At 68.2% G+C, this 26,625-nt stretch carries 23 protein-coding genes; 7 read left to right on the forward strand and 16 right to left on the reverse strand.

Annotated features, from left to right (window positions below):
* Positions 1-63 precede the first annotated feature (63 nt).
* Positions 64-1,671 (forward strand): amidase, encoded by a 1,608-nt coding sequence (locus ACJMKX_RS06725; protein WP_405222821.1) that lies wholly within the window; start codon positions 64-66, stop codon positions 1,669-1,671.
* On the opposite strand, the gene ACJMKX_RS06730 is transcribed toward ACJMKX_RS06725, so the two are convergent.
* Entirely contained in the window at positions 1,668-3,248 is a 1,581-nt protein-coding gene (locus ACJMKX_RS06730; protein WP_405222824.1) for a WS/DGAT/MGAT family O-acyltransferase, read from the reverse strand. The two genes, ACJMKX_RS06725 and ACJMKX_RS06730, sit on opposite strands and share 4 nt — an antisense overlap.
* 108 nt (positions 3,249-3,356) lie before the next feature.
* Positions 3,357-5,408: a TonB-dependent receptor gene (locus ACJMKX_RS06735; RefSeq protein WP_405222826.1), complete on the reverse strand. Its 2,052-nt coding sequence runs from the start codon at positions 5,406-5,408 to the stop codon at positions 3,357-3,359.
* Positions 5,409-5,628: 220 nt separating this feature from the next.
* Here ACJMKX_RS06735 and ACJMKX_RS06740 point away from each other — a divergent pair, with 220 nt between their 5' ends.
* A complete protein-coding gene (locus ACJMKX_RS06740; protein ID WP_405222828.1) occupies positions 5,629-5,820 on the forward strand; it encodes a hypothetical protein in 192 nt (63 codons plus the stop codon).
* A gap of 38 nt (positions 5,821-5,858) precedes the next feature.
* On the opposite strand, the gene ACJMKX_RS06745 is transcribed toward ACJMKX_RS06740, so the two are convergent.
* The 7 genes from ACJMKX_RS06745 to ACJMKX_RS06775 form a co-directional block, all read right to left on the reverse strand.
* Complete coding sequence (locus tag ACJMKX_RS06745) at positions 5,859-6,305, reverse strand: phosphate-starvation-inducible PsiE family protein (protein WP_405222831.1); 447 nt, start codon at positions 6,303-6,305, stop codon at positions 5,859-5,861.
* 126 nt (positions 6,306-6,431) lie between these two features.
* A complete protein-coding gene (locus ACJMKX_RS06750) occupies positions 6,432-6,887 on the reverse strand; it encodes a hypothetical protein (protein WP_405222834.1) in 456 nt (151 codons plus the stop codon).
* A 108-nt stretch (positions 6,888-6,995) separates the two neighbouring features.
* Positions 6,996-8,171, reverse strand: coding sequence for a DUF6607 family protein (locus ACJMKX_RS06755; RefSeq protein WP_405222837.1), 1,176 nt, complete (start codon positions 8,169-8,171; stop codon positions 6,996-6,998).
* A 139-nt stretch (positions 8,172-8,310) separates the two neighbouring features.
* A complete protein-coding gene (locus ACJMKX_RS06760; protein WP_405222840.1) occupies positions 8,311-10,638 on the reverse strand; it encodes a xanthine dehydrogenase family protein molybdopterin-binding subunit in 2,328 nt (775 codons plus the stop codon).
* 384 nt (positions 10,639-11,022) lie between these two features.
* Complete coding sequence (locus tag ACJMKX_RS06765) at positions 11,023-12,072, reverse strand: succinylglutamate desuccinylase/aspartoacylase family protein (protein ID WP_405222844.1); 1,050 nt, start codon at positions 12,070-12,072, stop codon at positions 11,023-11,025.
* On the reverse strand, positions 12,062-12,967 hold the full coding sequence (gene rimK / locus ACJMKX_RS06770; RefSeq protein ID WP_405222847.1) for a 30S ribosomal protein S6--L-glutamate ligase: 906 nt from the start codon (positions 12,965-12,967) through the stop codon (positions 12,062-12,064). Before rimK ends, ACJMKX_RS06765 begins: the two co-directional genes overlap by 11 nt.
* 46 nt (positions 12,968-13,013) lie before the next feature.
* Positions 13,014-13,499, reverse strand: coding sequence for an ATP-dependent zinc protease family protein (locus ACJMKX_RS06775; RefSeq protein ID WP_405222850.1), 486 nt, complete (start codon positions 13,497-13,499; stop codon positions 13,014-13,016).
* 112 nt (positions 13,500-13,611) lie between these two features.
* Here ACJMKX_RS06775 and ACJMKX_RS06780 point away from each other — a divergent pair, with 112 nt between their 5' ends.
* The gene (locus tag ACJMKX_RS06780) at positions 13,612-14,589 is read left to right on the forward strand and encodes a fumarylacetoacetate hydrolase family protein (RefSeq protein WP_405222853.1); all 978 of its coding nucleotides are present in this window, start codon (positions 13,612-13,614) and stop codon (positions 14,587-14,589) included.
* Positions 14,590-14,591: 2 nt separating this feature from the next.
* Complete coding sequence (locus ACJMKX_RS06785) at positions 14,592-15,254, forward strand: dienelactone hydrolase family protein (protein WP_405222856.1); 663 nt, start codon at positions 14,592-14,594, stop codon at positions 15,252-15,254.
* Here the strand turns inward: ACJMKX_RS06785 and ACJMKX_RS06790 are convergent, their stop codons facing one another.
* Complete coding sequence (locus tag ACJMKX_RS06790; RefSeq protein WP_405222859.1) at positions 15,255-16,133, reverse strand: fumarylacetoacetate hydrolase family protein; 879 nt, start codon at positions 16,131-16,133, stop codon at positions 15,255-15,257.
* Positions 16,130-16,588, reverse strand: coding sequence for a lipocalin-like domain-containing protein (locus tag ACJMKX_RS06795; RefSeq protein ID WP_405222862.1), 459 nt, complete (start codon positions 16,586-16,588; stop codon positions 16,130-16,132). Before ACJMKX_RS06795 ends, ACJMKX_RS06790 begins: the two co-directional genes overlap by 4 nt.
* A gap of 134 nt (positions 16,589-16,722) precedes the next feature.
* Between ACJMKX_RS06795 and ACJMKX_RS06800 the strand changes: the two genes are divergently transcribed.
* Together ACJMKX_RS06800 and ACJMKX_RS06805 are read left to right on the forward strand one after the other, a co-directional pair.
* Positions 16,723-19,167 (forward strand): FAD-dependent oxidoreductase, encoded by a 2,445-nt coding sequence (locus ACJMKX_RS06800; protein ID WP_405222865.1) that lies wholly within the window; start codon positions 16,723-16,725, stop codon positions 19,165-19,167.
* The gene (locus tag ACJMKX_RS06805; protein WP_405222867.1) at positions 19,160-19,543 is read left to right on the forward strand and encodes a DUF3253 domain-containing protein; all 384 of its coding nucleotides are present in this window, start codon (positions 19,160-19,162) and stop codon (positions 19,541-19,543) included. Before ACJMKX_RS06800 ends, ACJMKX_RS06805 begins: the two co-directional genes overlap by 8 nt.
* 57 nt (positions 19,544-19,600) lie before the next feature.
* Here ACJMKX_RS06805 and ACJMKX_RS06810 read toward each other — a convergent pair whose 3' ends face one another.
* The 3 genes from ACJMKX_RS06810 to ACJMKX_RS06820 form a co-directional block, all read right to left on the reverse strand.
* Positions 19,601-19,954: a high-potential iron-sulfur protein gene (locus tag ACJMKX_RS06810; protein WP_405222869.1), complete on the reverse strand. Its 354-nt coding sequence runs from the start codon at positions 19,952-19,954 to the stop codon at positions 19,601-19,603.
* Positions 19,955-20,205: 251 nt separating this feature from the next.
* Positions 20,206-20,931, reverse strand: a complete 726-nt coding sequence (locus tag ACJMKX_RS06815) for a histidine phosphatase family protein (RefSeq protein WP_405222872.1) — start codon at positions 20,929-20,931, stop codon at positions 20,206-20,208.
* Between the two features lie 28 nt (positions 20,932-20,959).
* Entirely contained in the window at positions 20,960-23,860 is a 2,901-nt protein-coding gene (locus tag ACJMKX_RS06820; protein ID WP_405222875.1) for a M16 family metallopeptidase, read from the reverse strand.
* A gap of 172 nt (positions 23,861-24,032) precedes the next feature.
* On the opposite strand from ACJMKX_RS06820, the gene ACJMKX_RS06825 reads away from it, so the two are divergent.
* On the forward strand, positions 24,033-24,824 hold the full coding sequence (locus tag ACJMKX_RS06825; RefSeq protein WP_405222878.1) for a hydroxyacylglutathione hydrolase: 792 nt from the start codon (positions 24,033-24,035) through the stop codon (positions 24,822-24,824).
* Between the two features lie 3 nt (positions 24,825-24,827).
* On the opposite strand, the gene ACJMKX_RS06830 is transcribed toward ACJMKX_RS06825, so the two are convergent.
* Together ACJMKX_RS06830 and ACJMKX_RS06835 are read right to left on the reverse strand one after the other, a co-directional pair.
* Positions 24,828-25,754, reverse strand: coding sequence for an AEC family transporter (locus tag ACJMKX_RS06830; protein WP_405222881.1), 927 nt, complete (start codon positions 25,752-25,754; stop codon positions 24,828-24,830).
* Positions 25,755-25,782: 28 nt separating this feature from the next.
* A complete protein-coding gene (locus tag ACJMKX_RS06835) occupies positions 25,783-26,520 on the reverse strand; it encodes a ZIP family metal transporter (RefSeq protein WP_405222883.1) in 738 nt (245 codons plus the stop codon).
* Positions 26,521-26,625 lie beyond the last annotated feature (105 nt).

The raw sequence follows: 26,625 nt of genomic DNA on the forward strand, positions 1-26,625 counted from the left end.
AACCTGCCCGATCGCGGCGGAACCCGTACAATAGGCGGCGTTGCCATACCGGGGACGTCTCCCATGCCGCATTACCTGCCGCGAGACACCACTCGCACGCTCACCCTCAGTCTGATCTGCCTGCTCGCCGGCTTGCTTCCTGGTGCCTCCTATGCCGCCGCAGATGACGCGGCGAGCGCCCTCCACTACGCCGATATCGCCGCCCTGCAGGAACGCATGGATCGCGGCGACCTCACCTCGGAACAGCTCGTGCGCCGGTTCCTCGACCGTATCGAAGCGGTGGACGATGCCGGCCCCACGCTGAACGCCATCATCGAGGTGAATCCGGACGCCATCGAAACCGCGCGGGACCTGGACCAGGAGCGCGCCGTCGGCGAGAAGCGCGGTCCCCTGCACGGCATACCCGTGGTCCTGAAGGCCAACATCGATACCGGCGACCGCATGGCCACCTCCGCCGGATCGATCGCGCTGGCGCTGCATCGCGCGCCGGACGACGCCTTCCACGTCGCCGCGCTCCGGCGCGCCGGCGCCGTCATCCTCGGCAAAGCCAACCTCAGCGAGTGGGCGAATTTCCGCTCCACCCGGTCCGTTAGCGGCTGGAGCAGCGTCGGCGGGCAGACTCGCAATCCCCACGTGCTCGACCGCAATCCCTGCGGCTCGTCCAGCGGCTCGGCGGTGGCCGTCGCCGCGGGCCTGACCGTGCTGGCGGTCGGCACCGAGACCAACGGCTCCATCGTCTGTCCGGCGGGCACGAACGGCGTCGTCGGCATCAAGCCCACAGTCGGCCTGGTCAGCCGGGACGGCATCATCCCCATCGCACTCAGCCAGGATACGGCCGGCCCGATGGCGCGCAGCGTGCGCGACGCGGCGCTGCTGCTCGCCGGCATGACAGCGCCGGATAACGCGGACCCGGCAGCGCAGGCGCACCCGGGCCCGCGGGACTATCTCGCCGCGCTGGACACCGACGCGCTGGAAGGCGCGCGCATCGGCGTCTGGCGGCAATACTACGGCGCAGGCTCGGAGCCCCGTGTGGAGGCCATCCTCGACGCCGCGATCGCCCGCCTCGGCGAGCTCGGCGCCGAGGTCGTCGACCCGATCGGCCTCGAGATCCCCGAAGACGTCGGCGAGGCCGAATACGAAGTGCTCCTGTACGAGTTCAGGGACGGGCTGAATCGTTACCTCGGCAACGCCGGGATGGAGGGCGACCGGGGCAGCCTGGCCGGGCTGATCCGCTACAACGAATTGCGTGCCGACGAGGCCATGCCCTGGTTCGGCCAGGAGATCTTCGAGGAGGCCGAGACCCGGGGGCCGCTGACGGACGAGGCCTACCTGGCGGCGCGGGAGAACAGCGGTCCGGCTATGCGCCGGCTCATCGACGCGGTGATGGAGGAGCACGAGCTGGATGCGATCATCGCGCCGACCAACTCGCCCGCCTGGCCCATCGACTTCCTCGCCGGCGACACCTACTCGATCTCGAGTTCGCGGCTGGGAGCGGTATCCGGGTATCCCGCGATCACGCTGCCGGCCGGCAACATACACGGCCTCCCGGTAGGCGTAACGCTGTTCGGCCGCCCGTGGTCCGAGCCGCAGCTGATCGGCTATGCCTACGCGCTGGAGCAGGCGACCCGCGCGATACTCCGCCCCGGGCTGGTGCCCACGCTGGAGCGCTAGTCGGCCTGTGGCTCCGAGGACGTCGTCGCCGCCTTCTTCTTTCGCTTGCTCTTCTTCCTGGCCGTCTTTCTCTTGGCGGGCTTCTTCCTGTCGGGCTTCTTCCTGTCGGGCTTTGGTGCCGTCGCCCCGCCAGCGCCCACCAGAGTCCTCGCCCGCTTGCCTGCGGTACCGATAGTCAGCGCCTTCAGCTCGTCGAAGGAGGCCTGCAGACACTCACAGTAGAAGGCGGGATCGGGCATCATCTCCCGGCAGGAGATGGCGCTCACGGTGATCTTGCCGTCGTAGCCGATGACCGGCTGGAACAATCCCACGCCGTGGACCACCGGTCCGAGGCCGTAATAGGCGACCATCTTCGTGCCCATGGAGTACAGCGGATGATTGCTGATGGGCACGTTCGTGATGACGGTATTGAACACCGGCGGCAGGCGCTCGGCCATGTGCCAGCGGCCATAGGCCCTGGCCGCGAGCCCTGAAGTGGTCGTCGGCAGGAACTCCGCGAGTTCCATGCTGAGTTCCGGACCCGCCGTGCGCGTGAATCGCTTGGCCTCGTCGCTCGCCGCATGCACGGCGCGCAGCCGCTCCAGCGGATCCTCGATGTCGCTGCCCACCGGCAGTCGCATGGCGCTGACCCGGTTGCCCTCCGCGCCGCGCTGCCGGTCGGAACGCACGCTCATCGGCGCCATCGCGATCAGCGACTCTCCGGGCAATTCGTCCTTCGCCTCGAGATATTTGCGCAGTGCGCCGCCGCAAACGCTGACGATCACGTCGTTCACCGTGGCGCCTTCCACGAAGCCCTTGATACCGCGGATCTCGTCCAGCGCGAAGGTACGGGCGTCGAAGACACGGTGGGCCGAGACGTTGGCGTTGAAACGGGTACGGGGCACATGCCGGGGCAGGCTGAGGTCCCGCCGCACCAGGCCTGTGGCCAGCTTCGGCAGCGTCGGCGCGACGTGACGCACCAGCTTGCCGATCTTCAGCGGCGTGCGAGCCATGCCCGCAGCGCTGCGGGCCAGGAGTTCCACGTCGGTGGGTTCACGCTCCGCCGCCCAGGGCCGCGGCGGCGGCTCCGGCTGGTCGTGGGGCGTGAGGCTGTGGATCGCCGCGGCGATCTCGGCACCGGAGATGCCGTCGATGGCGGAGTGATGAATCTTGGTCACCAGACCGAAGCTGCCCGGCGGGATGCCGTCGACGTTGTCCAGCCCTTCGATCACCCAGGCCTCCCACAGGGGGCGATTCAGGTCGAGCGGACGGGCGAGCAGCCGCGCGGTCAGGATGCAGAGCTGGCGCCAGTCGCCCGGTTTCGGCAAGGCGATGTGGCGCAGGTGAAATTCGAGATCGAATTCCGGATCCTCGATCCAGTAGGGACGCGCCAGGCCGAGAGGCACGTTCGCCAGCCGGCGCCGGAACGTCTTCGCCTTGTGCAGGCGCTCCTCGAAGAAGCGGATGATCTGCTTGAAGGTGACGTGGCCGCCGGCCGCTGTGGATTGGTCGTAGATGCAGAGACTGCCCACGTGCATGGGGGTGGCAGCCGTTTCGAGATAGAGGAACGAGGCGTCGAGGCCGGTCAGTTGCTGCATGAAGTGTCTCCTTGCCCTGACCGGCAATATACACGATACGCCTGACGGGGCAGGACGCGGATGGCAGGAGACCGCGCCGCGCGGATGCGGCGCGGTCTCCTCCGCCGGTCAGAAGCGCAGACGCGCGCCCGCGTGGAACGAGCGGCCCGGCAGCGGCGCATAGGGCGCCAGGAAGGAGGTGCTGCGCCGGGCCGCCTCGTCGAGCAGATTCGTGCCGCGGACGAAGAGGTCGAGCCGGGTCTCCTGCAGCGTCATGGCATAGATCGCGGACAGATCCACCATGGTGTAGCTGTCGGTCCGGAACGAGGAGATGTTGTCCTGCTCCGAATGCCAGAGGACGTCCAGGGAGGTGGTCAGAACATCGTTGCGCAGAGTGAGTCCCGTGCCGACGCGCATTGGCGGGATGCGCGGCAGGTAGCGGCCATCGTCCAACTCCGCGTAGACGAAGTCACCCAGCAGGTCTAGTTCGGCTTCGAAACCGCCGAGGCGGCCGAGCAAGAGCGTCGCCTCGGCCTCGACCCCGTAGAAGTCGGCGTCGGCCTGGGCATACTCCGCCACCGGCAGCCCGTCCTCTTCCGCGCCGGTCAGGTTCTGGAAGATGTAGTCCCCGATCCGGTTGTAGAAGACGTGGACGTCCCAGCGCAGACGCCCGCCACGGCCGGAGAGCCCGATGTCGTAGTTCACCGAGACCTCCTTGTCGGGATCCGTGCCGAGTACCGCGAGACCGAGTTCAAACTGACCCGTTGCCAGATGGGGCCCGTTGGCATAGAGCTCTTCGGCTGCCGGCAGGCGTTCGGTGCGCGAGACGTTCAGCATCAGTGTGTAGTCGGGCGCGAGCTCGAAGTCGACGCCGGCGGCCAGCGAAACGGAGGTGTCGTCGAAATCGGACGCCAGCTCGTTGTCGTGCTCCAGGAACTCCACGCGGCCGCCCAGGTGGGCGTGACCCCAGTCGTAGTCCCGCTCCTCCACCAGGAACAGGCCGAGAGACTCGGTCTTCGTCGGCGAGATGAACGCTTCCTCGCCCGCGGCGGAGAAATCCCGGTCGTCAAGCTGCAGGCCGAAGGCGCCCCGCCAGCCGGCGATGGGCGCGTGGATGGCCTCCACCCTCGCCTGCCAGGCGTCGTTCTCGAACAGGGTGCCGATCTCGCCGGAGGGCTCGATCTCGGCGTGCTCGTAGTCGTTGATGCCCCAGGAGAACTTGACCGCTTCGAAGTACTCGCCGTTCAGCGCGTATTCGCCGCGCACGTCGACACGCGACTGCTCCAGCTCGATGAACGGACCGCCCTCTTCCTCGCCGGCATGTTCCTCCTCGCCGTGCTCTTCCTCCCCATGCTCCTCTTCGTGCTCGTGGCTGTGGCCGGGCAGGCCGTAGGTCATGTCGGAACCGCTCCAGGAGAAGCCGAGGAAGCCCCGCTCTCCCACCCAGGAGGCGCCGGCGGAGTAACCGTCGGACTCGGAGTAGCTGTTCGGCAGAATGCCGGACATCTCGTCTTCCTCCCGGTCGTCCGGATCGGCGGTGGCGTAGCCGTCGATCTCGACGTCGTCGGTCTCCCGCGTGTAGGCATCGAGGTGCCAGGCGAAGCTGCCGGCGCCGCCGTCCAGACGCCCGACGACGGCCCGCTCTTCGGCGGCCGTATCCGCCCGGGCCTCGACGGCGCCGGAGAGCGGCTCCTCGACAGGCCGACGCGGTATGCGGTTGTCGATCACGTTCACGACACCGCCGGCCGCCGAATTGCCGTACAGCAGCGTCGTCGGGCCGCGGATGATCTCGATGGCCTCCGCCAGCAGCGGCTCGATGCTCACGGCATGGTCGGCACTGACGTCCGCCGCATCCAGCGACGAGATGCCGTCGGAGAGCATGATGACCTGGGAGCCGCCCAGGCCGCGAATGATGGGCCGGGACGATGCCGGCCCGAAGTAACTGGAACTCACGCCGGGCTGTGCGGCGAGGGTCTCGCCCAGGGTCGGCGCACGGTCGGTGAACAGGTCGGCGCCCTTGAAGACGCTGGTGGGCTGCAGCACGTCGCCCAGGGGCGCCGCGGTTACCACGATCTCCTCGATCGTTTCCTCAGCCGCTTGGCCGGACACTTCCTGGGCCTGCAGGGCACCGGCACACAATAATGCTGCGGGCAGCGCCGCAGTCAGTTGCGAGATACGCATTTCTCATTCCTCTGATCGGATCAGCAGATGCCGTGCCGGCCTGTCGCTGGGCGACACGGCTGCGGTCGAGCAATAGTCGGTCGACTGACGATCAGAGGTGGGGAGGTGCGCGGGCGTGACCGTGCCGGGGCGGGAAAACGCAATGCCCGGTCGCCACGGGGACGGTGACGGCGGGTGTCGCCGGCACCGCAGGCAGCTCGGCGGCCGCAGGCGACAGCCCGTGGGCGAGCCGATCGCCGCCGACGCAGACGTCGCACTGCTCGCCGACGCCGTGATCGGCGGCCGCGGCGTGACCGGCGACGGCAATCTGGCCGGCCAGAATCGCGACCAGCGCGATCGCCGTGCAGCGGGCCAGGAATCGTGTGCGCAGGCAGAGCATCCGGATAGTCTAACGAATTTCCGGGCAGCGTGAAGACCCGTGACAGATTTCCGGGAACGCCGAGCCGGCGTCTAGGGGAGCGTCTGGCGCAGAATCAGTATGGCGCCCGAGATCGCGACAAACGACACCACCAGCAGTGCCATCTCGATCATTGCCATCCGGAACTGCTCCGGCTTGCTCTGGATGTACTGGGAAGCCTCGGTCGTCAAGATCAGCATGCGTCGTACGCCGGCGATGAGCGCCACGATGAGGAAGGGCTCGGCGACCAGCGCATGCTCGACGATGAACAGTCTGATCGTGTGGAGCAATTCCACGATCATCAGGACAAGCAGGAGCGAATCCAGCGCCCGCAGGGCGTCCTGGAGCGTCGCGCCTGTGCCGAGCGAGCGGACGAGCGCCGCGCCGGTCTTGAAGAGCAGGACCAGCGCAGTGGCTGCAAGGAGGGCGGCGGTCATCAGGTAGATGCCGTCCTCCGCGTAGGTGAGCAGTTCGGAGATACCCTGACCGCCGGTGGCCATGCGCAACACCTTTCTGGGCGCGTCCCACCTCCATGATACTCCCGGCACCCGCCTCTTTCACGGCTGTCAGACTGCAGAAGAATGCGGGTTTCCGGTCCGCGGACCGGAAACCCGACACGCAGGCGATCAGTTGCGGAAGTTGAGTTCCTGCAGCAGCGAGGAGCTCATGACCTCGCGGTACTCGGCGCGGTTACCGCTCTCCCCCTGCATCTGCTCGATGCTCTTCTTGCGCCAGGCCATGTATTCCTTCTGGCGCTGCTCGCCCTCGGCGCCCGTCGGTACGTCCTCCATGACGCGGATGAGGTAGATCGTCGGCTCGCCGCTGCGCTCGTACACATTGGCGAGGATCATATAGTCCTTGATCCAGCCCTTGGACTTGGAGAATTCCAGATTCTCCCGCCACTCGCTCGCGAGCCACTTGGCATACTTGTAGCCGCCGCCATCCTTGATGTCGATCCCGGTCACTTCCCAGTAGTCCCCCGAGGTGAATGGCCACTCTTCGGCTGCCCAGGCGCCGGTGGCCATGGCCATGGACGAGGCGCAGAGCGCCGCTACGCAGATCGTTTTTCTCATCGTTCTCATCGTTTCTCTCCCTTGGAGCGGGCAGGTATCGCCCGCTTGCCGGTCGGAAAATAGCACAGGTTGCATCGGCAACGGTTGCGAAATCAGCAACGGCTCTGCCGGCCGCGCTCAGTCCGCGCCGCGCGGCATCCCGGTATCGTCGACGTAACGATCCAGCACGGCATCGATCTTCACGCGCGCGGCGTCGGCATCGAAGTCGTCGGCGGAGGTGCCGTCCGCCAGCGAGAACATGGTCATGACCAGGCTGCGGCCGTCCGCCCGCTTCGCGACGCGGACACTCTCGTGCCGCCGGAAAATCTCGCCCCAGGCGGCCCGCACCTGGCGCCAGAACGGGGCCGTACGCTGCCAGTAGCGCTCGCCGGCGGACCAGTCGTAATCCGCTACGCGCTGGTAGCGATTGACGCCGGTCTCACGGGCCAGGATATCTGCGGGAACCATGCCGTCCCCCTCCGCCTCGAGCACGACCTTGCGGTTGTCCTCTTCATGTACCCAGCCGTCCGGGAGGACGGTGTGCCGGTTGGTGCCGATCAGAACGTCATAGTCGTCGCGCACACTGAACTCGCGACGGGGCAGCGGGCGCCAGGTCTCGGCGCTCTCCCAGATCGAATAGCTGTCCGTATGCACCCAGTCGCCGAATGACTCGTAGCGTGGCGAGTCGTCCACCTGGTAGACCGCCTGGGTCCAGCGGCCCTCCACCGCTTTGTCGTCGAGACGCACTTGCCGCCAGCGCCGGTCGCCTGCGTAGACGTGCATGACCGTGTCTTCGTAACGCCAGTCCTGACGCCAGTGCTTGATGACCATTGGCTCGGACAGCGAACCGTCCTCCTGCCTGAACACCATGACCATGATGTGCTGCAGGCTGATGAAGTCCGGCTCGTCGGCGACAACGTAGATGTACTCCGTGCCCCAGGAGCGGAACGGGCGCGCGGGCTCGAAGCCGGCGGAGAATCCCACCGTCTCCAGAAAATCAAAGCTGGCCCGGTAGGGGCCGGCCATCGCGAGTATGGCGCGTCGGTCCCGTTCTTTCTTGTCCACGCCGTCCTCGCGCAGCCGACGCCAGGCGGCGCTCGGCGTCGTGTCCACGGTGACTTCCGGGCCCTCGGTGGTGCCACCGCGAGGCGCCATGTCGCTGGTACCGATGAACGGCCAGCCGAAGATGTAGCGTTCGCCACCCCCGTCCTTCGGCTTGCCGGCCTCCGCCGCGGTGGCCGCGGCCGGGCCGGCGAGGACAGCCAGCGCCAGCACTGCTGCCAGTTGGGCTATGACCCGTTCCTTCCTTCGCATCGTCTTATCCATGGCACCGGAGAATAACATCGGGCCCGATCGGCCCGCCGGGCGCAGTACGCCGCAACCTCGACACGGCCGCTACAAAGATCACCGGCAGGCGCACCGTCCGCCTCACTGCCGTGGGCAGTGACGCGGGTCAGGCGGCTGGCCGCGCCTTGCGCATCGCGCGCCAGACCTTCATGGGCGTAAGGGGCATATCGAGATGCTCGATACCGTAAGGCGCCAGGGCATCGATCACCGCGTTCACCAGGGCCGGCGGCGCACCGACGGTGCCGGCCTCTCCCGCCCCCTTCACGCCCAGCGGATTGCGCGGCGACGGCACCTCCGTGTAATGGAAATCAATGCCGGGCAGCCGGTCGGCGCGAGGCATCGTGTAGTCCATGAACGTGGCGGTCTGCAGCTGCCCCGTGTCGTGGTCGTAGACGGCCTCCTCGAACAGGGCCTGGCCGAGCCCCTGGGCGATGCCGCCCATGATCTGTCCTTCCAGGATCAGCGGGTTGATCACGTTGCCGATGTCGTCCTCCACCGTGTAGCGCAGGATCTCGATCATGCCGGTCTCCGGATCCACTTCGAGCTCGCAGACGTGGCAGCCGTTCGGGAAAGTGCCGGCCTCGGGCGTGAAATGCTCGCTGGAGGCGAGCCCGGGCTGGACGTCGTCCGGCCGCGCCCCGTCGTCGAAGGAGGCCCTGGCGACCTCCGGCAGCGCCACCGTGCGGTCCGTGCCGACGATGCGGTAGTTGCCTTCCTCGAACTCGATGTCCTCGGCGTCCGCCTCCAGCAGCCCCGCCGCGATCTTCTTGCCCGACTCGACCACGGTCTCCACCGTGCGCGTCAGCGCCGAGCCACCGATCGCCATGGACCGTGAACCGCCGGTGCCCTGGCCCGTGGGGATGGTCCGGGTGTCGCCCTGCAGCACGCGGATGCGCGCGAGCGGCACGCCGAGTCCCGCAGCCACCATCTGTCCGTAGCTGGTCTCGTGGCCCTGGCCGGTGGACTGGGTGCCCATGAGCACGGTCACCGTGCCGTCCTGCTCGAAGCGCACGTGAGTGTCCTCGCCGCCCATGGCCGAGCAAATCTCGACGTAATAGCTGAGCCCCATGCCCCGCAGCAGGCCCTTCGCCTCCGAGGCCTTGCGTCGCTCGTCGAAGCCCGCGCGGTCGGCACGCTCCAGCGCGCTATCCAGCAAATGCGCGTATTCGCCCGAGTCGTACACCTGCCCCGTCACGGTCTTGTACGGGAAGGCCGCGGGCGGAATGAAATTGCGCCGCCGGATGTCGGCGGGATCGAAGTCGAGTTCACGGGCCGCCTTGTCCACCAGGCGCTCGACCAGGTAGATGGCCTCGGGGCGCCCGGCGCCCCGGTAGGCATCCACCGGGACGGTGTTCGTCACGGCGAGGCGGATCTCCGCGCAAGCCGCCGGGATGGCATAGGCGCCGGTGAGCATAACGGCGCCGAACCACGGGATGAACGCGCCCGCCTGGGAGGTGTAGGCGCCGACATTGCCGTCGGTCCGCACCCGCATGGCGAGGAAACGACCCTCGCCGTCCAGCGCGAGTTCCGCGCGAGATATCTGGTCACGGCCGTGCAGGTCGGAGAGAAAGCTCTCGGAGCGCTCCGCCAGCCACTTCACCGGCCGGCCGAGGTCCTTCGCCGCATGCAGCGCGGCCACGGTCTCGCACTGCAGGAACATCTTCAGGCCGAAACCGCCGCCCACGTCCGGCGAGACGACGTGCAGCCGCTCCTGCGAGATCCCCGTCGCCGCCGCCACGTGCTTGCGCAGGTTGTGCACGCCCTGGCAGCCCTGGTACAGCGTGTAGACATCCTCACCGCCGTCGTAAACGGCCACGCAACCCCGCGGCTCCATGGCCGTCGGCGCAAGCCGGTTGTTGACGAGTTCGAGTTCGACCACGTGTTCGGCGCCGGCGAACGCCTCGTCGGTGGCCGGCGCGTCGCCGTGAGTCATGATGCCGAGCAGGTTGCCGTCCACGTCGTCGTGCACCCGCGGCGCGCCGTCGGCCAGCGCATCGGCCAGGTCGGTGACGGCCGGTAGTTCGTCGACGTCGAACAGGATCAGGTCGGCCGCGTCTTTGGCCGCCGCGAGAGTCTCCGCCACGATGGCGACGACGGGTTCACCGACATAACGAACCACCTCACGCGCGAGCGGCGGCTGCTGCAGCGCGGCATGCCCGGGGTGCCCGTCGCTCTTCGGCACCGCAGATCCCGGCAGGTCGCCGAAGCCCGCATCCGCGAGGTCCTCGGCGGTATAGACTCCCAGCACGCCCGGCGCCTCGCGCGCCTCGTCCAGGTCGAGTTCGCTGATGACGCCATGGGGAAAAGGCGAGCGCAGGAAATACAACACGGCCGCATCCGCGGGCGCCACGTCGTCCAGATAGCGGCCGGTACCGGTGAGGAAACGCTGGTCCTCGACACGCCTGATCGCTTGTCCCGTGCCGAACTTGCCCATCCCTGACTCCCTTCGCTGCCGACAAGGTTCTGCGGGATTCTGCGCCGCGGCGGGCGGCAATTCAAACGGGCGGCGATCCGCTGGCGGCTGGTTAGCCGTCACTGTCGAATGAGCGGCACCCTGGCGGCAGTTCGCGTTCCGCCACAAAAAAGCGGCCCCAGTGGGGCCGCGGTGTCCATCGTCGTGACGGGATCAGTGCATCGTGTTCCCCCGCCCCAGTGTTTACCTGAAGGTCGTATACCCGGCACGCGACGGTCGATGAAATTTTTGGAATTTGAAAGGTGGCAGAAACCCCACGAAGTGTCAAATTTCAGGCGCAGAAAGCCATCAGCCTGTCGCGGCAGTGCAACATAATCGACCGCCGCACGGATACCGCATAACCCCTCATCCCGTTGCCGGTTCGTCGCCGCCGTGCCCGCGGTGAAACTCCTCCACGCTGCGGGCGACCCGCGTGGGCTGATCGAAGGCTGCAACGTGCACAATGGCGTCGCCTTCGTGCGCCAGCGGGAGTTTCGACAGGCCGATGACCACGCCGTCGTCGGCCGCAAGGATGACGGTGTCCGATGAACCGAGGGGATCGCGCACGTTGGCGATCACGTCGCCCTTCTTCACGTAATCGCCGAGCCGCACGGCGGCGTGCACGATGCCGCTCTGCGGCGAGCGGATCCATCCGCTGTCGAGCGCGGTGACCGGCCTGGATTCGCGGCGCTTCGACTTCCCGGCAGGCAGCATCCCGAGGCGGCGCATCACCTGCAGAATGCCGCGTACGCCGGCGCGGATGGCGAGCTCGTCGAAGCGAAGGGCCTCCCCCGCCTCGTAAAGGAGGAGCGGCACGTCGCGGCTCGCCGCCAGCTCGCGCAGTGAACCCTCCCGCACCGACGCGTTGATCATCACCGGCACACCGAAGGCGCTGGCGAGTTCGCGCGTCTCCTCGTGATCCAGGTCGGCACGGATCTGCGGCAGGTTGGCGCGATGGATGGCGCCGGTATGCAGATCGATGCCGTAGTCGGCCTTGTCCACGATCTCGGTGACAAACAGGTTCGCCAGCCGCGCGGCCGCCGAGCCTCTCTCGCTGCCCGGGAAGGAGCGGTTCAGATCGCGGCGGTCCGGCAGGTAGCGCGACATGTTCAGGAAGCCGAGTACGTTGACCACCGGCACCGCCAGCAGCGTACCGCGGAGGCTGCGCAGCGTGCGCAGCTTCAGCAGGCGGCGGATGATCTCCACCCCGTTGATCTCGTCGCCGTGCACTGCGGCCGAGACGAACAGCACCGGGCCTGCCCGGCGGCCGTTGATGACCTGCACGGGCATGGTCATCTCCGTGTGGGTATAGAGATCCGCCGCCGGCAGGTCGATGCTCGCACGCTCGCCGGGCCCTACGCCATGACCACCGATTTCGATGGGGCGGCCCGTCGCCCCGCGCCGGTCAGCCGACACCTTTGGTCTTCGTCTTGCCCGGCTTCGCGTTGTTCTCGATGAAGCCGATGATCAATCCCGCGACGTCCTTGCCCGTGGCCGCCTCGATGCCTTCCAGCCCGGGCGAAGAATTCACTTCCATCACCACCGGGCCGTGGTTGGAGCGCAGGATGTCCACACCGGCAACGTTCAGACCCATGATCTTCGCGGAACGCACGGCGGTGGAGCGCTCCTCCGGCGTGATGCGCACCAGCGAGGCGGAACCACCCCGGTGCAGGTTGGAGCGGAACTCGCCCTCCTTGCCCTGGCGCTTCATCGACGCGACCACCTTGCCGCCCACCACGAGGCAGCGGATATCCGCGCCGCCCGCCTCGGCGATAAACTCCTGGACCAGAAAGTTCGCATTCAGCCCGCGGAACGCCTCGATGACGCTGGTGGCCGCCTTGCGGGTCTCGGCCAGCACAACGCCGACGCCCTGGGTGCCTTCCAGCAGCTTGATGACCACCGGCGCGCCGCCGGTCATTTTCAGCACATCCTCGGTGTCATCCGGCGAATTGGCGAATCCCGTGACCGGCAGGCCGATGCCGCGGCGCGAGAGCAGCTGCAGGGAACGCAGCTTGTCCCGCGAGCGACTGATGGCCACCGACTCGTTCAGCGGGAAGACCCCCATCATCTCGAACTGGCGCAGCACCGCGGTGCCGTAGAACGTCACCGAGGCGCCGATGCGCGGTATCACCGCGTCGAAGCCCTTCAGCGTGGCGCCCTTGTAGTGCACCGACGGCTTGTGCGACGTGATGTCCATGTAGCAGCGCTGGTGGTCGATCACGTGCATCTCGTGGCCGCGCTCCTCGCCCGCCTCCATCAGTCGTCGGGTGGAGTAGATCGAGCGCCTGCGCGAGAGTATTGCGATCTTCAAGATAGGAGTCCTCCTTCGCCGCCGGCATTCTCCGCCGGCAGCCCGTTCAACGTGTCTTCCTGCGCCTTCTGGCCGCGTCGATGCGCGCGGGCCGCCCGCCGGTGAGATAGGAGCGGCCGGGATCCACGAGCATGTGTCCGCGCAGCGCCGTCCTGCCCAACAACATACGGAAACGCATGTCGGAACGCGAGGTCAGCGTCACCTCGATGGGCCAGACGAGCTCCGGCGAGAGCGCGAGCGTGGTTGTAATCACCACCCGGTGCTGGCGGTGGCCGATGGAGCTGCGCACGCCGCGCCGGTCGACCACGTCGGCGGTACAGACCACCTCCAGTTCGTCGGAGCGATGCTGCGGATGGACCAGGAAGCGCACGCGCTCCCGGCCCTCCTCCTCGAAGTGCTCGATGTCCAGCGCGTGCAGCGTGGAGGTGCGCGCGCCCGTGTCCACCTTGGCCTTGATGCGGCTCAGGCCCAGATCCGGCAAGTCGAGATATTCACGCCAGCCCACGATCCAGGGCGCGTCCTGTCTGCTCATGTGGTCGGATTGTGGTCCAATTGCGGCTGCCCGGCTTCCTGTCTACCATGCTTCGCCCGGATTCCACAATTCATCGGACCAGTCACCCGCGACACGCGTACAGGGGAATCACATGAAACTCGCCAGCCTCAGGAGAGGGCGCGACGGCCGGTTGATCGTCGTCAGCCGCGACCTGAAACGGGCCGTCGCCGCGGACGGCATCGCCGCCACCCTCCAGGACGCACTGGACGACTGGGAGACCGCCGCGCCGCGCCTGCAGGCGCTCTCCGACACGCTGCGCGATGGCAACGCAGACGGTGCCTTCGATCTGGATACGGCCGACCTCGACGCACCGCTGCCGCGCGCCTACCACTGGGTGGACGGCAGCGCCTACGTCAACCATGTCGAGCTGGTGCGCAAGGCCAGAGGCGCGGAGATGCCCGAGAGTTTCTGGCACGATCCGCTCGTCTATCAGGGCGGCTCCGACGACTTCCTCGGGCCGCTGGAAGACATACCGGTACCGGACGAGGACTACGGCATCGACATGGAGGCCGAGACGGCGGTGATCACCGACGACGTGCCGATGGGCACCGGCGCCGGCGAGGCGGCCGGCCACATCAAGCTGCTGATGCTGGTGAACGACGTCTCCCTGCGCAACCTCATCCCGGGCGAGCTGGCAAAGGGTTTCGGCTTCTATCAGTCCAAGCCCTCGACGGCTTTCTCGCCGGTGGCGGTCACGCCGGACGAGCTGGGGGAGGCCTGGCAGGACGGCACCTTCAACCTGCCGCTGGTGACCACGCTGAACGACGAGGAATTCGGCCGTCCCGAGTGCGGCGTGGACATGACCTTCAACTTCCTGCAGCTGATCGAGCACGTGACGAAGACCCGATGCCTCGGCGCGGGCACCATCATCGGCTCCGGCACCATCTCGAACTACGACCGCAGCCGCGGCTCCAGCTGCATCGCCGAGCGCCGCATGCTGGAGACCATCGAGGACGGTGCCGCGAAGACGCCCTTCCTGCGCTTCGGCGACCGCATCCGCATCGAGATGCTCGACGCCGGGGGCAGCAGCATCTTCGGCGCCATCGACCAGAAAATCGTGAAGGCCTGAGCATGGCACACGACATCGAGCTGACGGCCGCCGACGGCCACACCCTCGGTGCGGCCATCGCGCCGCCGGGAGGCACGCCCATCGGCGGGGTGCTCGTCATCCAGGAGATCTTCGGCGTCAACAGCCACATCCGCGACGTCTGCGACCAGTTCGCCGAGGCCGGCTTCCTGGCCGTCGCGCCGGCGGTATTCGACCGGCTCGGCAAGGACATCACCGTCGATTATGCGGACATCGACCGCGGACGGGACCTCGTCGGGCGGCTGGAGCCGCGCCAGACCATCCTGGACCTCGCAGCCGGCATCGAGCAGGCGACACGCGGCGGCAAGGTGGGCGCGGTCGGCTTCTGCTGGGGCGGCGCGCAGGCGTACCGCTGCGCCGCCGAGCTGCCGCTGGCGGCGGCGGTGGGTTATTACGGCGGCGGCATCCACAACATGACCGATCTCACGCCCGCCTGCCCGATCATGCTCCACTACGGCGACCGGGACACCCACATCCCGATGGAACAGGTGGAGCAGGTGCGCACCGCGAATCCGGCGGCCATCGTGCACGTCTACGAGGGGGTCGGGCACGGCTTCAACTGCGACCAGCGCGGCGACTACGACCCGGAGGCGGCCTGTCTCGCTTTCGGGCGGACCACCGAATTCCTCAAGCGCAACCTCGGCTGATCAGTCGGGCTCCCGGCCGCTGAGGACATCCACTTCGTCCACGACGCCGTTGCGCAACACGCCGACGCCGGGGATATCGACCTCCACCACGTCGCCCGGCTGCAGATAGACGGGCGGCTTGCGCACGTAGCCCACGCCGCCCGGCGTGCCGGTGACGATCACGTCGCCCGGCAGCAGCTCGGTGAAGGTGGAGCAATAGCCGATCAGCGCCGGCACGTCGAAGATCAGATCCGCCACCTCCGCGGACTGCATCACCGCCCCGTTCAGACGGGTCTCGAGCGTCAGCCGGGCCGGGTCGCCGATCTCGTCGGCCGTGGTGAGCCAGGGCCCGAAGCCGCCGCTGCGCGCGAAGTTCTTGCCGGCGGTGAACTGGGAGCTGTGGCGCTGGAAGTCGCGCACGCTGCCGTCGTTGAAGCAGGAGTAACCGGCGACGTGGCGCAGCGCCCCCTCCGGGGCGATGTGACGGCCGCGGCGCCCGATGATGACGGCCAGCTCACCTTCGTAGTCGAACTTGTGCGAGACGGACGGCCGCACCAGCGGCTGGCCGTGACCCACCTGGGAGCCGGGGAAGCGAGTGAAGAGCACGGGGCGTTCCGGCGCGTCGCGGCCGGTCTCCTCCACGTGCGGGCGGTAGTTGATACCGACGCAGAGAATCTTGTCCGGGTCGGTGATCACGGGCAGCAATTCCACCTCGGACAGGGCCAGGTCGGGCTCGGCGTCCGCGGCCAGCGCGTGGAGTTCGTCGATGGCATCGGCGGCCAGCACGCTCACGAGGTCCGGAAGCTCCACGCCGAGCTTGCGGCCGGCATCCACGATCCCGCCGGCGCGCACGACGCCGTAGCTCGGCCGGCCCCGGTGGCGGAAGCTCGCGATCCTCACCCGGGCAGCCCGCCGGCCAGCGAGGCGCGGATCCACTGCAGACGGTGGCGGCGCATCTCGCCGCCCTGCAGCGGCTCCTCGGCGGACAGGATGAGACGGTCGCCGTCGAGCTCGGCCTCGCGGATCTGGGTGGTGCCGATCAGGTCCATGTTCAGCGCGAACTCCACCTCGTGGTGGACGTCGCCCTGCACCACGAAGTAGCGGCCTGCGTAGTGCATGTAACCGTCGAAGGCCCGCACCTTCTCCGCATCCGGCGCTTTCGGCACGACCGGCGTGGAGAACGAGCCCCGCTCGCGCTCGGCCAGCACGGCCGACATGTAGCCGTCCGGCGTATACAGGATCATCCCGGTGGCGTCCTCGCCGAATGGCCGGGTCACGCGGCCGGTGGCGGGGTAGCTGATCTCCCAGCGCTCGAGTTTCCAGGCGCCGACCAGGTCGTCTGCGGTTATATGCACATCATCTCCCTCGCATCCGAAGTGGATTCTTGGTCACAGACTCGGCACAGCCGCCGTCTGCCGCCCGGGAGATTGTAGCGGATGAGCCGTGCCGCTAGCCTTGCCAGCCCTGCCCCACCCGTGCGGAGATAGCCATGGAGCCCGAAGCGCCGGCGCTGCCGGCCTGCCTCGAGGAAAGACGGCGCGCGCTGAACACGGCCCCGGTCCGCCGCGGACGCTACGTCCTGTACTGGATGCATCATGCCATGCGCGCCGACGAGAACCCGGCCCTGGAGACGGCGCTGGCGATCGGCGCGGCGCGCGGGCTGCCGGTGCTCGTCTATCAGGGCCTCGGCGGCCGCCACCGCTACGACTCCGACCGCCACCACTTCTTTATCCTGCAGGGCGCGCGGGACGTCGCCCGCGCCCTGGCCGAGCGCGGCATCCGCTATGTCTTTCATCTGCCCCGGGAGGCCGCCGTCCCCTCCCCGCTGCCGCTGCTCTGCCGGGACGCGGCGGCCGTCGTCTGCGAGGAGATGCCCGTGCCGCCTTTCGACCGCTGGCAGCCGGCGCTGGCGGCGCGGATCGATTGTGCCGCGTGGGCCCTGGATGCCCGCTGCGTGTACCCGATGCCGCTGGTCGGGCGTGCCTTCGACCGGGCCTTCCGCTTCCGCGAGGCGGTGGGCCGGGAGCAGGCGGAACGGGCCGCGGCACCGTGGCCGGACGAGGCGCCGCCGAGCGTCGGGCTAGCCGATGCCGATTGCCGCGGTATGGCAGAAGTCGACGGCCTCGCCGACCACGACGACCGGGACCTGCTGGAACTCATCGCCGGCTGCGACATCGATCACGGCGTATGGCCCGTCTTCCACACGCCCGGCGGCGCCACGGCTGCGGCCGAGCGGTGGCGGCAGTTCCTTGATCAGGGGCTGGATGCTTACCATGCGCTGCGCAACGACGCCGCGATCGAGCCGCCCGAGGGCGTCTCGCGCATGAGTGCCTACCTGCACTACGGCCAGATATCCCCGTTCCGGATGGCGCGGGATGCCGCCGCCCACAGCGGCAAGGGCGCAGACAAATTCCTGGACGAGCTGCTCGTCTGGCGGGAACTGGCGCACAACTTCTGCTACCACCGCAAAGTGCTGGAGACTCTGGACACACTGCCCCGCTGGGCCCGGGCGACACTGGAAGCCCATCGGCGCGACCCGCGCGCCCGGGATTTCTCGCCGGAGACGCTGGCCCGCGGCCGCTCGGGCGACGCGCTCTGGGACACGGCGCAGGCCTCGCTGCTCCGCCATGGCGAGCTGCACAACAATCTGCGCATGACCTGGGCCAAGGCCATCCCGTTCTGGACGCGCAGCCCGGAGGCCGCGATGGCGGCGCTGGTCGACCTCAATCACCGTTACGCCCTGGACGGCAACGACCCCAACTCCTACGCCGGCCTGCTCTGGGCGCTCGGCGCCCTGGACCGTCCTTTCAGTCCCGAGGGCCCGGTGCTCGGCCGCATTCGTTCCAGGGACACGGCGTCCCACGCCCGTCGGCTGGATCTGGCGGCCTGCGCCCGGCGCATCGATCGCCCGGCCTCCGGGGAGCGGCTCCGCGTCGCGGTCGTCGGCGCCGGCATCGCAGGCCTGGCGGCCGCCCGCAATCTGGCCGATGCCGGCCACGATGTGACCGTGTTCGAGAAGGCCCGCGGTCCCGGTGGCCGCACGGCGACGCGGCGCGAATCAGAGCGGCGCTTCGACCACGGCGCGCAGTATTTCACGGCGCGGGACGCGGCTTTCCGCCGCCACGTCCGCTCCTGGCGTCACGACGGCGTAGTCGGCCACTGGGCCGCGCGACTTGCCGATATCGCTGCCGACGGCTCCCTGACGTCCGCGTCCGGCGACGACCGCCTGGTGGCAACACCGGGCATGAACGCGCTGGCCCGTCATCTCGGCGCCGAACTCGACCTGCGTTTCCGCACGCAGATCGACGGCCTGGAGCGTACCGGCCGCGGCTGGCGCCTGCGGCGGGATGGTGACCAGGACACCGGCCGCTACGATGCGGTAATCGTCAGCGCACCGGCACCCCAGGCCGCCGAACTCGTCGGGCCGGCCTCGCCGGAACTGGCACGGCAGGCCGCGGCGGTTCCGTTCTCGCCCTGTCTGGCAGTGGCGGCGAGCCCGGCCGCCGCAGGACCGGCCCCTTTCGATGCGGCCTTCGTCGCGGACGCCGTCCTGGGCTGGACTGCGGCCGACCACAGCAAGCCCGGGCGCACTGGCCGACCCACCTGGGTGCTGCACGGCACGGCCGAGTGGTCGACGGCCAGCGTCGACCTCGGGCCTGAGCAAATTATCGATGCCCTGTGCGGCCGGTTCGAGGCGCTGACCGGCATCGCGCTGGACCGCGCCACCGCCATGTTCCACCGCTGGCGCTACGCCCGGGCCGCCGCCCGGCTCACGGCAGGCGCCCTGGTCGACGAACCGCGTTCCCTAGTCGTCTGCGGCGACTGGTGTGCCGGCGGATCGCGGGTGGAGAACGCGTGGCTGTCCGGCATTGCCGCAGCCGCGCGGGTGATCGCACTCGCCGGCACCCGAGACGGATCGCCGCGCCATGAGTAGCGCGCGCGTGAAATTCTGTGTCGCGTGCGGGCGCCGCATCGAATGGCGGCGCAAGTGGGCGCGCGACTGGGAGAATGTCCGCTACTGCTCGCGCGCGTGCCGCGCGCGTCGACTGACGCCGACCGACAACGGCCTCGAGTTGGCCATCCTGGCGCTGCTGGAGGAGCGCGGCCGTGACAAGAGCATCTGCCCGTCGGAGGCGGCGCGCCGGGTCGGCGGGGATGACTGGAAGCGCCTGATGGAGCCGAGCCGGGCGGCGGCCCGGCGACTCGCGGCCCGCGGTCGGGTGGAGATAACGCAGCAGGGCCGCGTCGTGGATGGCTCCACCGCGCGCGGCCCCGTGCGCGTCCGGCTCGCCAGCCGGACAGTGGGCTGACGGCCGGTCAGACCCGGCTCAGCCCTTGTTCTCGGTCCTTGTTCTCAGCTCTTGTTTTCAGCCTTTGGGTGCGTAAGCGCTGCACCAGCCGGCGGCGTTGACCGCCTTGCCCGGGAAGATGGAGCAGCCGGCCCACTCTTCGTCGCCCTTGGCCTGGAACAGAGCGCAATTGGCGCAGTTCTGGCCTTCCTGGAAGCGCGGCTGCTTGCTCTTGTCCACGTTGGCGGCATCGTGGACGTAACCGAGTGCCTTCGCCTGCGGGTTGTCCAGCGCGAGCTTCGGCATCTCCTGGGCCGCCGCCGGCGCCGGGCGCAGCAGCGCCGCCGCCGGGATGGCGAGCAGCCCGGTGGCCGTCATACGGAGAAAAGCACGGCGGTTCGTGAGCCGCCCGGTCTCGTTTTTGTCAGACATGTTGCTACCTCTTTGTCGAACGTTATGGAAGCTTGCCACCCGCTCCGGCAAAAAAAAAGCCGGCGACTCGCGCCGCCGGCCAGTGCACTCTTCCGGGGGAAGAGGCGGGTTGGGGACATACGAGCGAAGCCGGCCAGCGAGGTATGGGGGACTGCAAGAATCCGACTCCACTCGCGGCGAATGATGCCGGTATTACGCGCCCCTCGTCAAATTAATGACGATATCCTGTATCTACAAAATATAGACAATACTCATCGATAGGTCAGCAGTTCCGGTTGCAGGTGATCGGTAGCATTGAAGCAGTCCAGGCTGACCCGCGAGCCGCTGAACGTGAAGCGGGTGACGCTGCCGTTGTGCACGCGCCAGTTGAGCTCCGCCGCCGCCCGGTCGGGGGCGCCGAGAACGGTCTGCACGCCGATCCCTACCGGGCCGCCGGAAGTGAACACCGCCACGTTCTGGCCGGAACCCGCGCCCGCCATGATGTCGCGGAAGGCCGCACGCACACCGCCGCTGAACTCCGCCCATGGCAGCAGGCCCTCGCTGCCCTCTTGCGGATAAGCGCGGGCGATCCAGCGCTCCATCACCGCCTCGAGCAGGCGGTGGAACCCGCGATAGCGTTCGCGGTCCTCCTGCGCCGCCTCGAACGCCCGTGCCAGGTCGTCGATCGACGGGACACGCTCGCGCAACAGCGGCAACAGCGTGTCCATAATGTCGTCGGCGGGATACTCGTCGAGGGTCGGGATGCAGCGGATCGCGGGGAAGTCCCGGCCGGCCTCCCGGTATACCTCCCGCACCGTTTCACCGGAGCGCCGCTGCCGCACCAGACTGCCGCACCAGGCCGCATGGAACTCGAGACCCTGCTCCAGCCAGTGGCGGGCCAGCGCCGCGCATTGGGCTTCGCCTTTCTCCGACAGCCGGTCGTAATCATCCGTGAAGAAGCGGGCCTGGCCGTGCCTGACGACGTAGAGCCGGCTCATCGTGCGCACCCGCCCGCCACATGCCGCCTCATTCGAAGACCTCGGAGGCGTCGATGATGCGGACGTCGTCCGCCCCCATGCCGAGCGGCAGCGCCTGGATCACATCGTCTTCGGCCAGCAGCTCCGCGGGCTTCTCGCTGTTATAGGTCATGGGCGACGCCGCATCGGCCGCGATGGCCTCCGCCAGGCCGGCCGCGTCGGCGGAGACGAACACGAACTGCACGTCCGCGGTGGTGAGATGCTCCCGCAACACCCGGTTGACCTCGTCCAGCTTGAGTTCGGCGAGGCCCTGACGGACGTAGTCGGAGAACTCGCCGATGCCGTAGTAGCGACTGTCGAGGGCGTAGCCCAGCCGGCGGGACTGGTTTCTGGCGAGCAGCGCGACGTATTTGTCGAGGAACTCGCGGGTGGCCTCGAAGTCGGTCTCGCTCATGCCCTGTTCGATGAGCCGGTCCATCTCCCGGAGTGCCGTGCGGGTGGCGAACAGGGCATCGTTGTTGTCCCGCAGCGGCCGGAGCCAGACCTGGAAGATCTGCTGCTGGCGGCCCAGATTGGCGTCCGGCTGGAACTGGAACATGCCCCGCGGGAAGTATTCGATGTAGGCGTAGTCACCGTAGTTCATGCCGCGGGCCTCGCGGATGCGCTGGTACAGGCGGCTGTAGACCGAGCGATGTTCGCCCAGCCACGAGCGCACCAGCCACAGGGCGACCCAGTCCGGGTCGCCGCGGCGGACCGCTATCGGGAAACCGAAGGAGACCGCCACCGCCGGTGTCTCTTTCTGCACGATCAGCGCACGCCGGCCTTCCAGCGCCGGCGCCGGCGGCACCTCGATGGCATCCGGCTCGCCGGCAGCCAACTGTCCCATGTCGGCGGCTATCCGGTCGGCGAAGTCCTCCGGATAGCCGCCGGCGAGGCCGACGGTCAGGTTCGCGACCGTGTAATGATTGCTGTAGAAGCCGCGGACGTCTTCCAGCGTGATGGATTCGATGTCGCTGATGTCGCCCTCGTTCAGCGACCCGTAGGGATGCCCGGGACCGTAGATCTCCGCGTACAGCAGCTCTTTGCCGAGCTCCTCGTCGTTGTTGCCGACCAGGCCCGTGCGGATGGCATTGATGGTCCGTGTGCGCAGACGCTCCAGATCCGACTCGCGCCAGCCGGGCTGCAGCAGCTGGGCGCTCGCGAGCTCGTACCAGTCTGCCAGTTTCTCCCGGTGCACTGTGCCCGCGAGCCGCACCATCTCCTTGTCCACCTGGGCATCGAAGTCGGCCGCCATCGGATACATGGCGCGGTTGATCTCCTGGATGGTGCGCGAGCGGGAGCCGCCGTCGGCGAGCATGGCGGCGGTCAGCGCCGCGAGGCCCTTCTTGCCCGGCGGGTCATCGGCCGCGCCGGTCGCGAACAGGAACGAGACGTCCACCAGCGGCGAGGTCGCCGAGCGCCGCTCGAGCAGGCTGACCGGCGGCGCCTCCGCCTGTACCATCGCCGCCGCGCGCTCGTCCACCGAGAAGCTGCCGTCTACGCCCGGCAGCAAGGGATCGCTGGCCAGCGTCACGAGCACCCGGTTGGCATCGGTGAAGTAGCGCTCCGACATGCGCCTGATGTCCTCCGGCTCCAGCAATGCGTAGGTGCGGAAAGTCTTGTTGATGGTCTCCGGCGTGCGCTCGAACTGCACGTGGCTCGCCAGGATGGAGGCGATGCCCTCCGAGTCGTCCATGCCGGAGGCGAACGAATAGCGCAGGCGGGACTTGGCCTCGTCGACCTCCTCCGCGGACGGCGTGCGGGTGCGCGCCCGCGCCAGTGTGTCGGCCACGGCATCTCGCACCGCCGCGGCATGGCCCGCGTCGGTGAGGCGGGCCGCGATCATCAGCAGGTTGGGATCCTTGCGGTCCGGGAAGTAGGTCCAGAACTCGTCCACCACCTGGTCCTCGATGACCAGCTGCTGATACAGGTCCGAGGACTCCGAGAAATACAGCATGGAGACCAGATCCAGCGCCGGCATGTCCTTTTCGGTCGGCACGAATGCCGGGCCGCGGAAGGACATCACCAGCCAGGGCTGGGTCTGCGCCTCCCAGGTAATGTGTTCGTAGACCGGGCCGTCCAGGGGCGGTTCCACCGGGATCTCGGCCTGGTAGTCGCCACGCTCCCAGCCGCCCCAGTATTTCTCGACGAGCTCGAAGGTAACATCCGGGTCGAGGTCGCCGACCAGGATGATGGAAGTCTTCTCCGGCCGGTACCAGCGATCGAAGAACAGATCGGCATACTCCTTCTGCTCGGGCATCATCTCGATGTCCTCGAAGAAGCCCATGGTGGTGTGCCGGTAGGTGTGGCGCTGGAACGCGAGCGCGCGGGTGCGCTCGTAGAACTTCTGGGTGGGGTTGGAGTAGTTCTTCAGGTACTCGCCCTTCACCGCCAGCGCCTCGGTGCGGAAGTCCGTCTCCGAATAGCTCAGGTTGCGGAAGCGGTCCGCCTCCAGCTCGATCAGCGTCTCCAGGTCCTGCTTCGTGAACGTGACGTGATAATTGGTGTAATCGTCCGTCGTATAGGCGTTCTGATCCGCGCCCGCGCTCTTCAGTATCTCGTTGTAGGCGTCGGCCGGGAAACGCTCCGTGCCGCGGAACATCATGTGCTCGAAGAAATGGGCGAAGCCTGACTTGCCCGGCTCCACCTCGTTACGCGAGCCGGTCTGCACCGGGATCTGCAACGACACCACGTCCGGGTAGTCGGTGGGCACGACGATCACGCGCAGGCCGTTGTCCAGATCCCGCATGAGATAGGGCAGATCGAAGATGCGGTCGTCGCCGCCGGTCTCCGTGACGCTCACGGGAGCGGCGCCCGGCTCGCGGGCCCCCTCACCAGTCTGCACCTCCACGGGAGCCTGGCAACCGAAAGACAGCCAGACCGCCAGGGTCAGCAGCCCCCATTTCTTCATCGGGAATCTCCGTACTGGTGATGTCACCGCGCCCGCAGCGGCGGTGCGCCTGGGATGGCGCGCGGCAAATGCGATATGGTACCGGGAAAGAATCCGCTTTTCGACGTAGCCGGCCACTCCCGGCGGGGAGCCATTCCCCGCCGCACCGTCACGGCCGGCGAGGAAGACCGCGATGATTATCGAACAGATCTGGACCGGCAACGCCTACCGGAATTTCAATTACCTGATCGCCTGTCCCGAGACCGGCGAAGCGCTGGCCGTCGACCCGCTGGAATTCCGCCGGTGCCTCGACCGGGCGCGGGAGCGCGGCTGGGAGATCACCCAGCTCCTGAATACCCACGAGCACCCGGACCATATCGGCGGCAACAAGGGCCTGGTCTCTGCCACCGGTGCGGAAGTGATCGCCCATCGCAATGCGGCCGACCGCATCCACGGTATGGACCGGGGCGTGGGCGCCGGCGACGTCATCCGGGTGGGACAGACCGTGGAGCTGGAATGCCTGGACACGCCGGGCCACACCATGAGCCACATCTGCCTGCTGGCACATACCGACGCACCCGCGCTGTTCAGCGGCGACACGCTGTTCAACGCCGGGGCCGGCAACTGCCACAACGGCGGGCATCCGGAGGAACTCTACGAGACCTTCGTCAATCAGCTGGACCGGCTGGACGAGGGCACCCGCGTCTATCCGGGCCACGAGTATCTGATCAACAATCTGCGCTTCACGCTCGACCGGGAGCCGGACAACGAGGCCGCCGCCGCCCTGCTGGAGCAGGTGGAGGACATGGATCCGGCCGACGCCCTGGTCACCGACCTGGCGCAGGAAAAGGAGATCAATACGTTCTTTCGCCTGCGCAGCCGCACGGTCATCGACCGCCTGCGCGAGGAATTCCCGGACCTGCCCGCGGAACCCTCGCCGAAGGAGGTCTTCCTGAAGCTCCGGGAACTCAGGAACAGCTGGTAGCGCTCAGCCCGGCAGCAGTCCGGACAGCAGGAGCATCACGGGAAACGCCAGCACCGTCTGGGCGGTGATGATCGAGGCCATGGTCTCCCGGTCGCCGCCGAGCTGTCCCGCCAGAATGTAGGCCGACGGTGCGGTCGGCGACATGAGCGCGATCTGCACCGCCCCGGCCGCGGCACCGGCGAGCCCCGTCAGGGAGACCAGTGCGAAGGCCAGCGCCGGTTTCACGCCGAACTGCACGACCGAGGCCGCCGCCACGTGACCGGCATGACCGCGTACCGCGGCCGGCCGGAGCGCCGCGCCGACGGCCAGCAGGCCCAGCGGCAGTGCGGCGCGGCCCGGCACCTCGAGCACGTCCGCTGCGAGCCCCGGCACTCCGATCCCGCTCAGGCTCAGGAACCAGCCGATCGCGCAGGCCACGATCAGGGGGTTGCCGGCGACGTCCCGTACGAGGCGGAGGAGGCGGCCGGGTCCGCGGCCTCCGGCTCCCCAGGCGGCCAGCGTAGTCACGCACAGCAGATTGATCAGCACGATCATGAAACCGGCGGCCAGTGCGCCCATGGCCAGGCCCGCCTCGCCGTAGTAGGCCTGGGCCACGGCCAGCGCGATATAGGTATTGAAGCGCACACCGCCCTGGAATACGGAGGTGAATGTCGGCCCTCGCGTCGCCGGCCGCAACCGCCGCCAGGCGAGGAGCACCACGGCCGCTGTCAGCACGGTCGGCACGACTACGGCCATGACCTCCGGCCAGGGCGCACCCTCGAGACGCTGGCCGCCGAGGGTGCGGATCAGCAGGGCCGGAAACAGGACGAAATACGTGAGTCGCTCGACCCCCGCCCAGGCACCATCGGGCAGGAACGCCAGCCGCCGGAGTGCGTAGCCGGTGAGGATCAGCGCCAGCACCGGCACCAGCGCGGAGACGATACCGTTCACGCGGACTCCTCGTACCGGGTTACACGCCTCACTTGAGCAGGCTCGCCGTCCACAGCAGGACGATGCCGGCAAGGAAAGCGGCCACGTGAACGAGGTTGGAGCGGGTCACGGCATGCCGGTTGACCTCCGGAATCAGGTCGGCAGCCCCGATGTAGAGGAAGTTGCCCGCCGCGAACGGCACCAGCAGCGACACGTCCATCCGGAACGAGGCGAACCAGGTCACCAGCCCGCCTGCCAGGAAGGCCAGCCCCGACAGCAGGTTCATGAGCAGCGCCCTGCGCCGCGGCCAGCCGCCGTGCACGAGCACGCCGAAGTCGCCCAGTTCCTGGGGCACTTCGTGCATGGCCGCCGCGATCCAGGCCGTGATGCCGAGCCGGATGTCGACGAGGAAGGTGCTTGCCACCGCCAGACCGCCGATGAAATTGTGCAGTCCGTCGCCGATCAGGATCAGGTAGGTCACCGGTTCCCGGCATTCCGAACCCGCCCGATGACAGTGATGCCAGTGCAGCAGCTGTTCCAGCAGGAAAAAGCTCGTGAATCCGGCGATGGCGGCCACGAACACGCTTTCGACGGAGTCCGCCTGCGCGAGGCCGGCCGGCAGCATGTGGAAGAACGCGCCGCCGATCAGCGAACCCGCGGCCAGCGCGACCAGCGGCAGCAGCAGCCGCTGCAGCGTCTCCTCGCGGAGCACGAGAGTCAGCGATCCGACGAGCGCGATCAGGCTCATCAGGATGCCGCTGCCCAGTATCCAGTAGAAGGCGCTCACACGCGGATGTTACCGCCTGCGGGGGCGCAGTCCTACGAGCGGCGGTAACCCCGACCCGGCCAGGGCAGTGGCCAGGGCTGTGGCCAGGGCTGTGGTCAGGGCAAT

The organism is Lentisalinibacter sediminis (assembly GCF_040706615.1).
Taxonomy (GTDB): Bacteria; Pseudomonadota; Gammaproteobacteria; order Steroidobacterales; family Woeseiaceae; genus Lentisalinibacter; species Lentisalinibacter sediminis.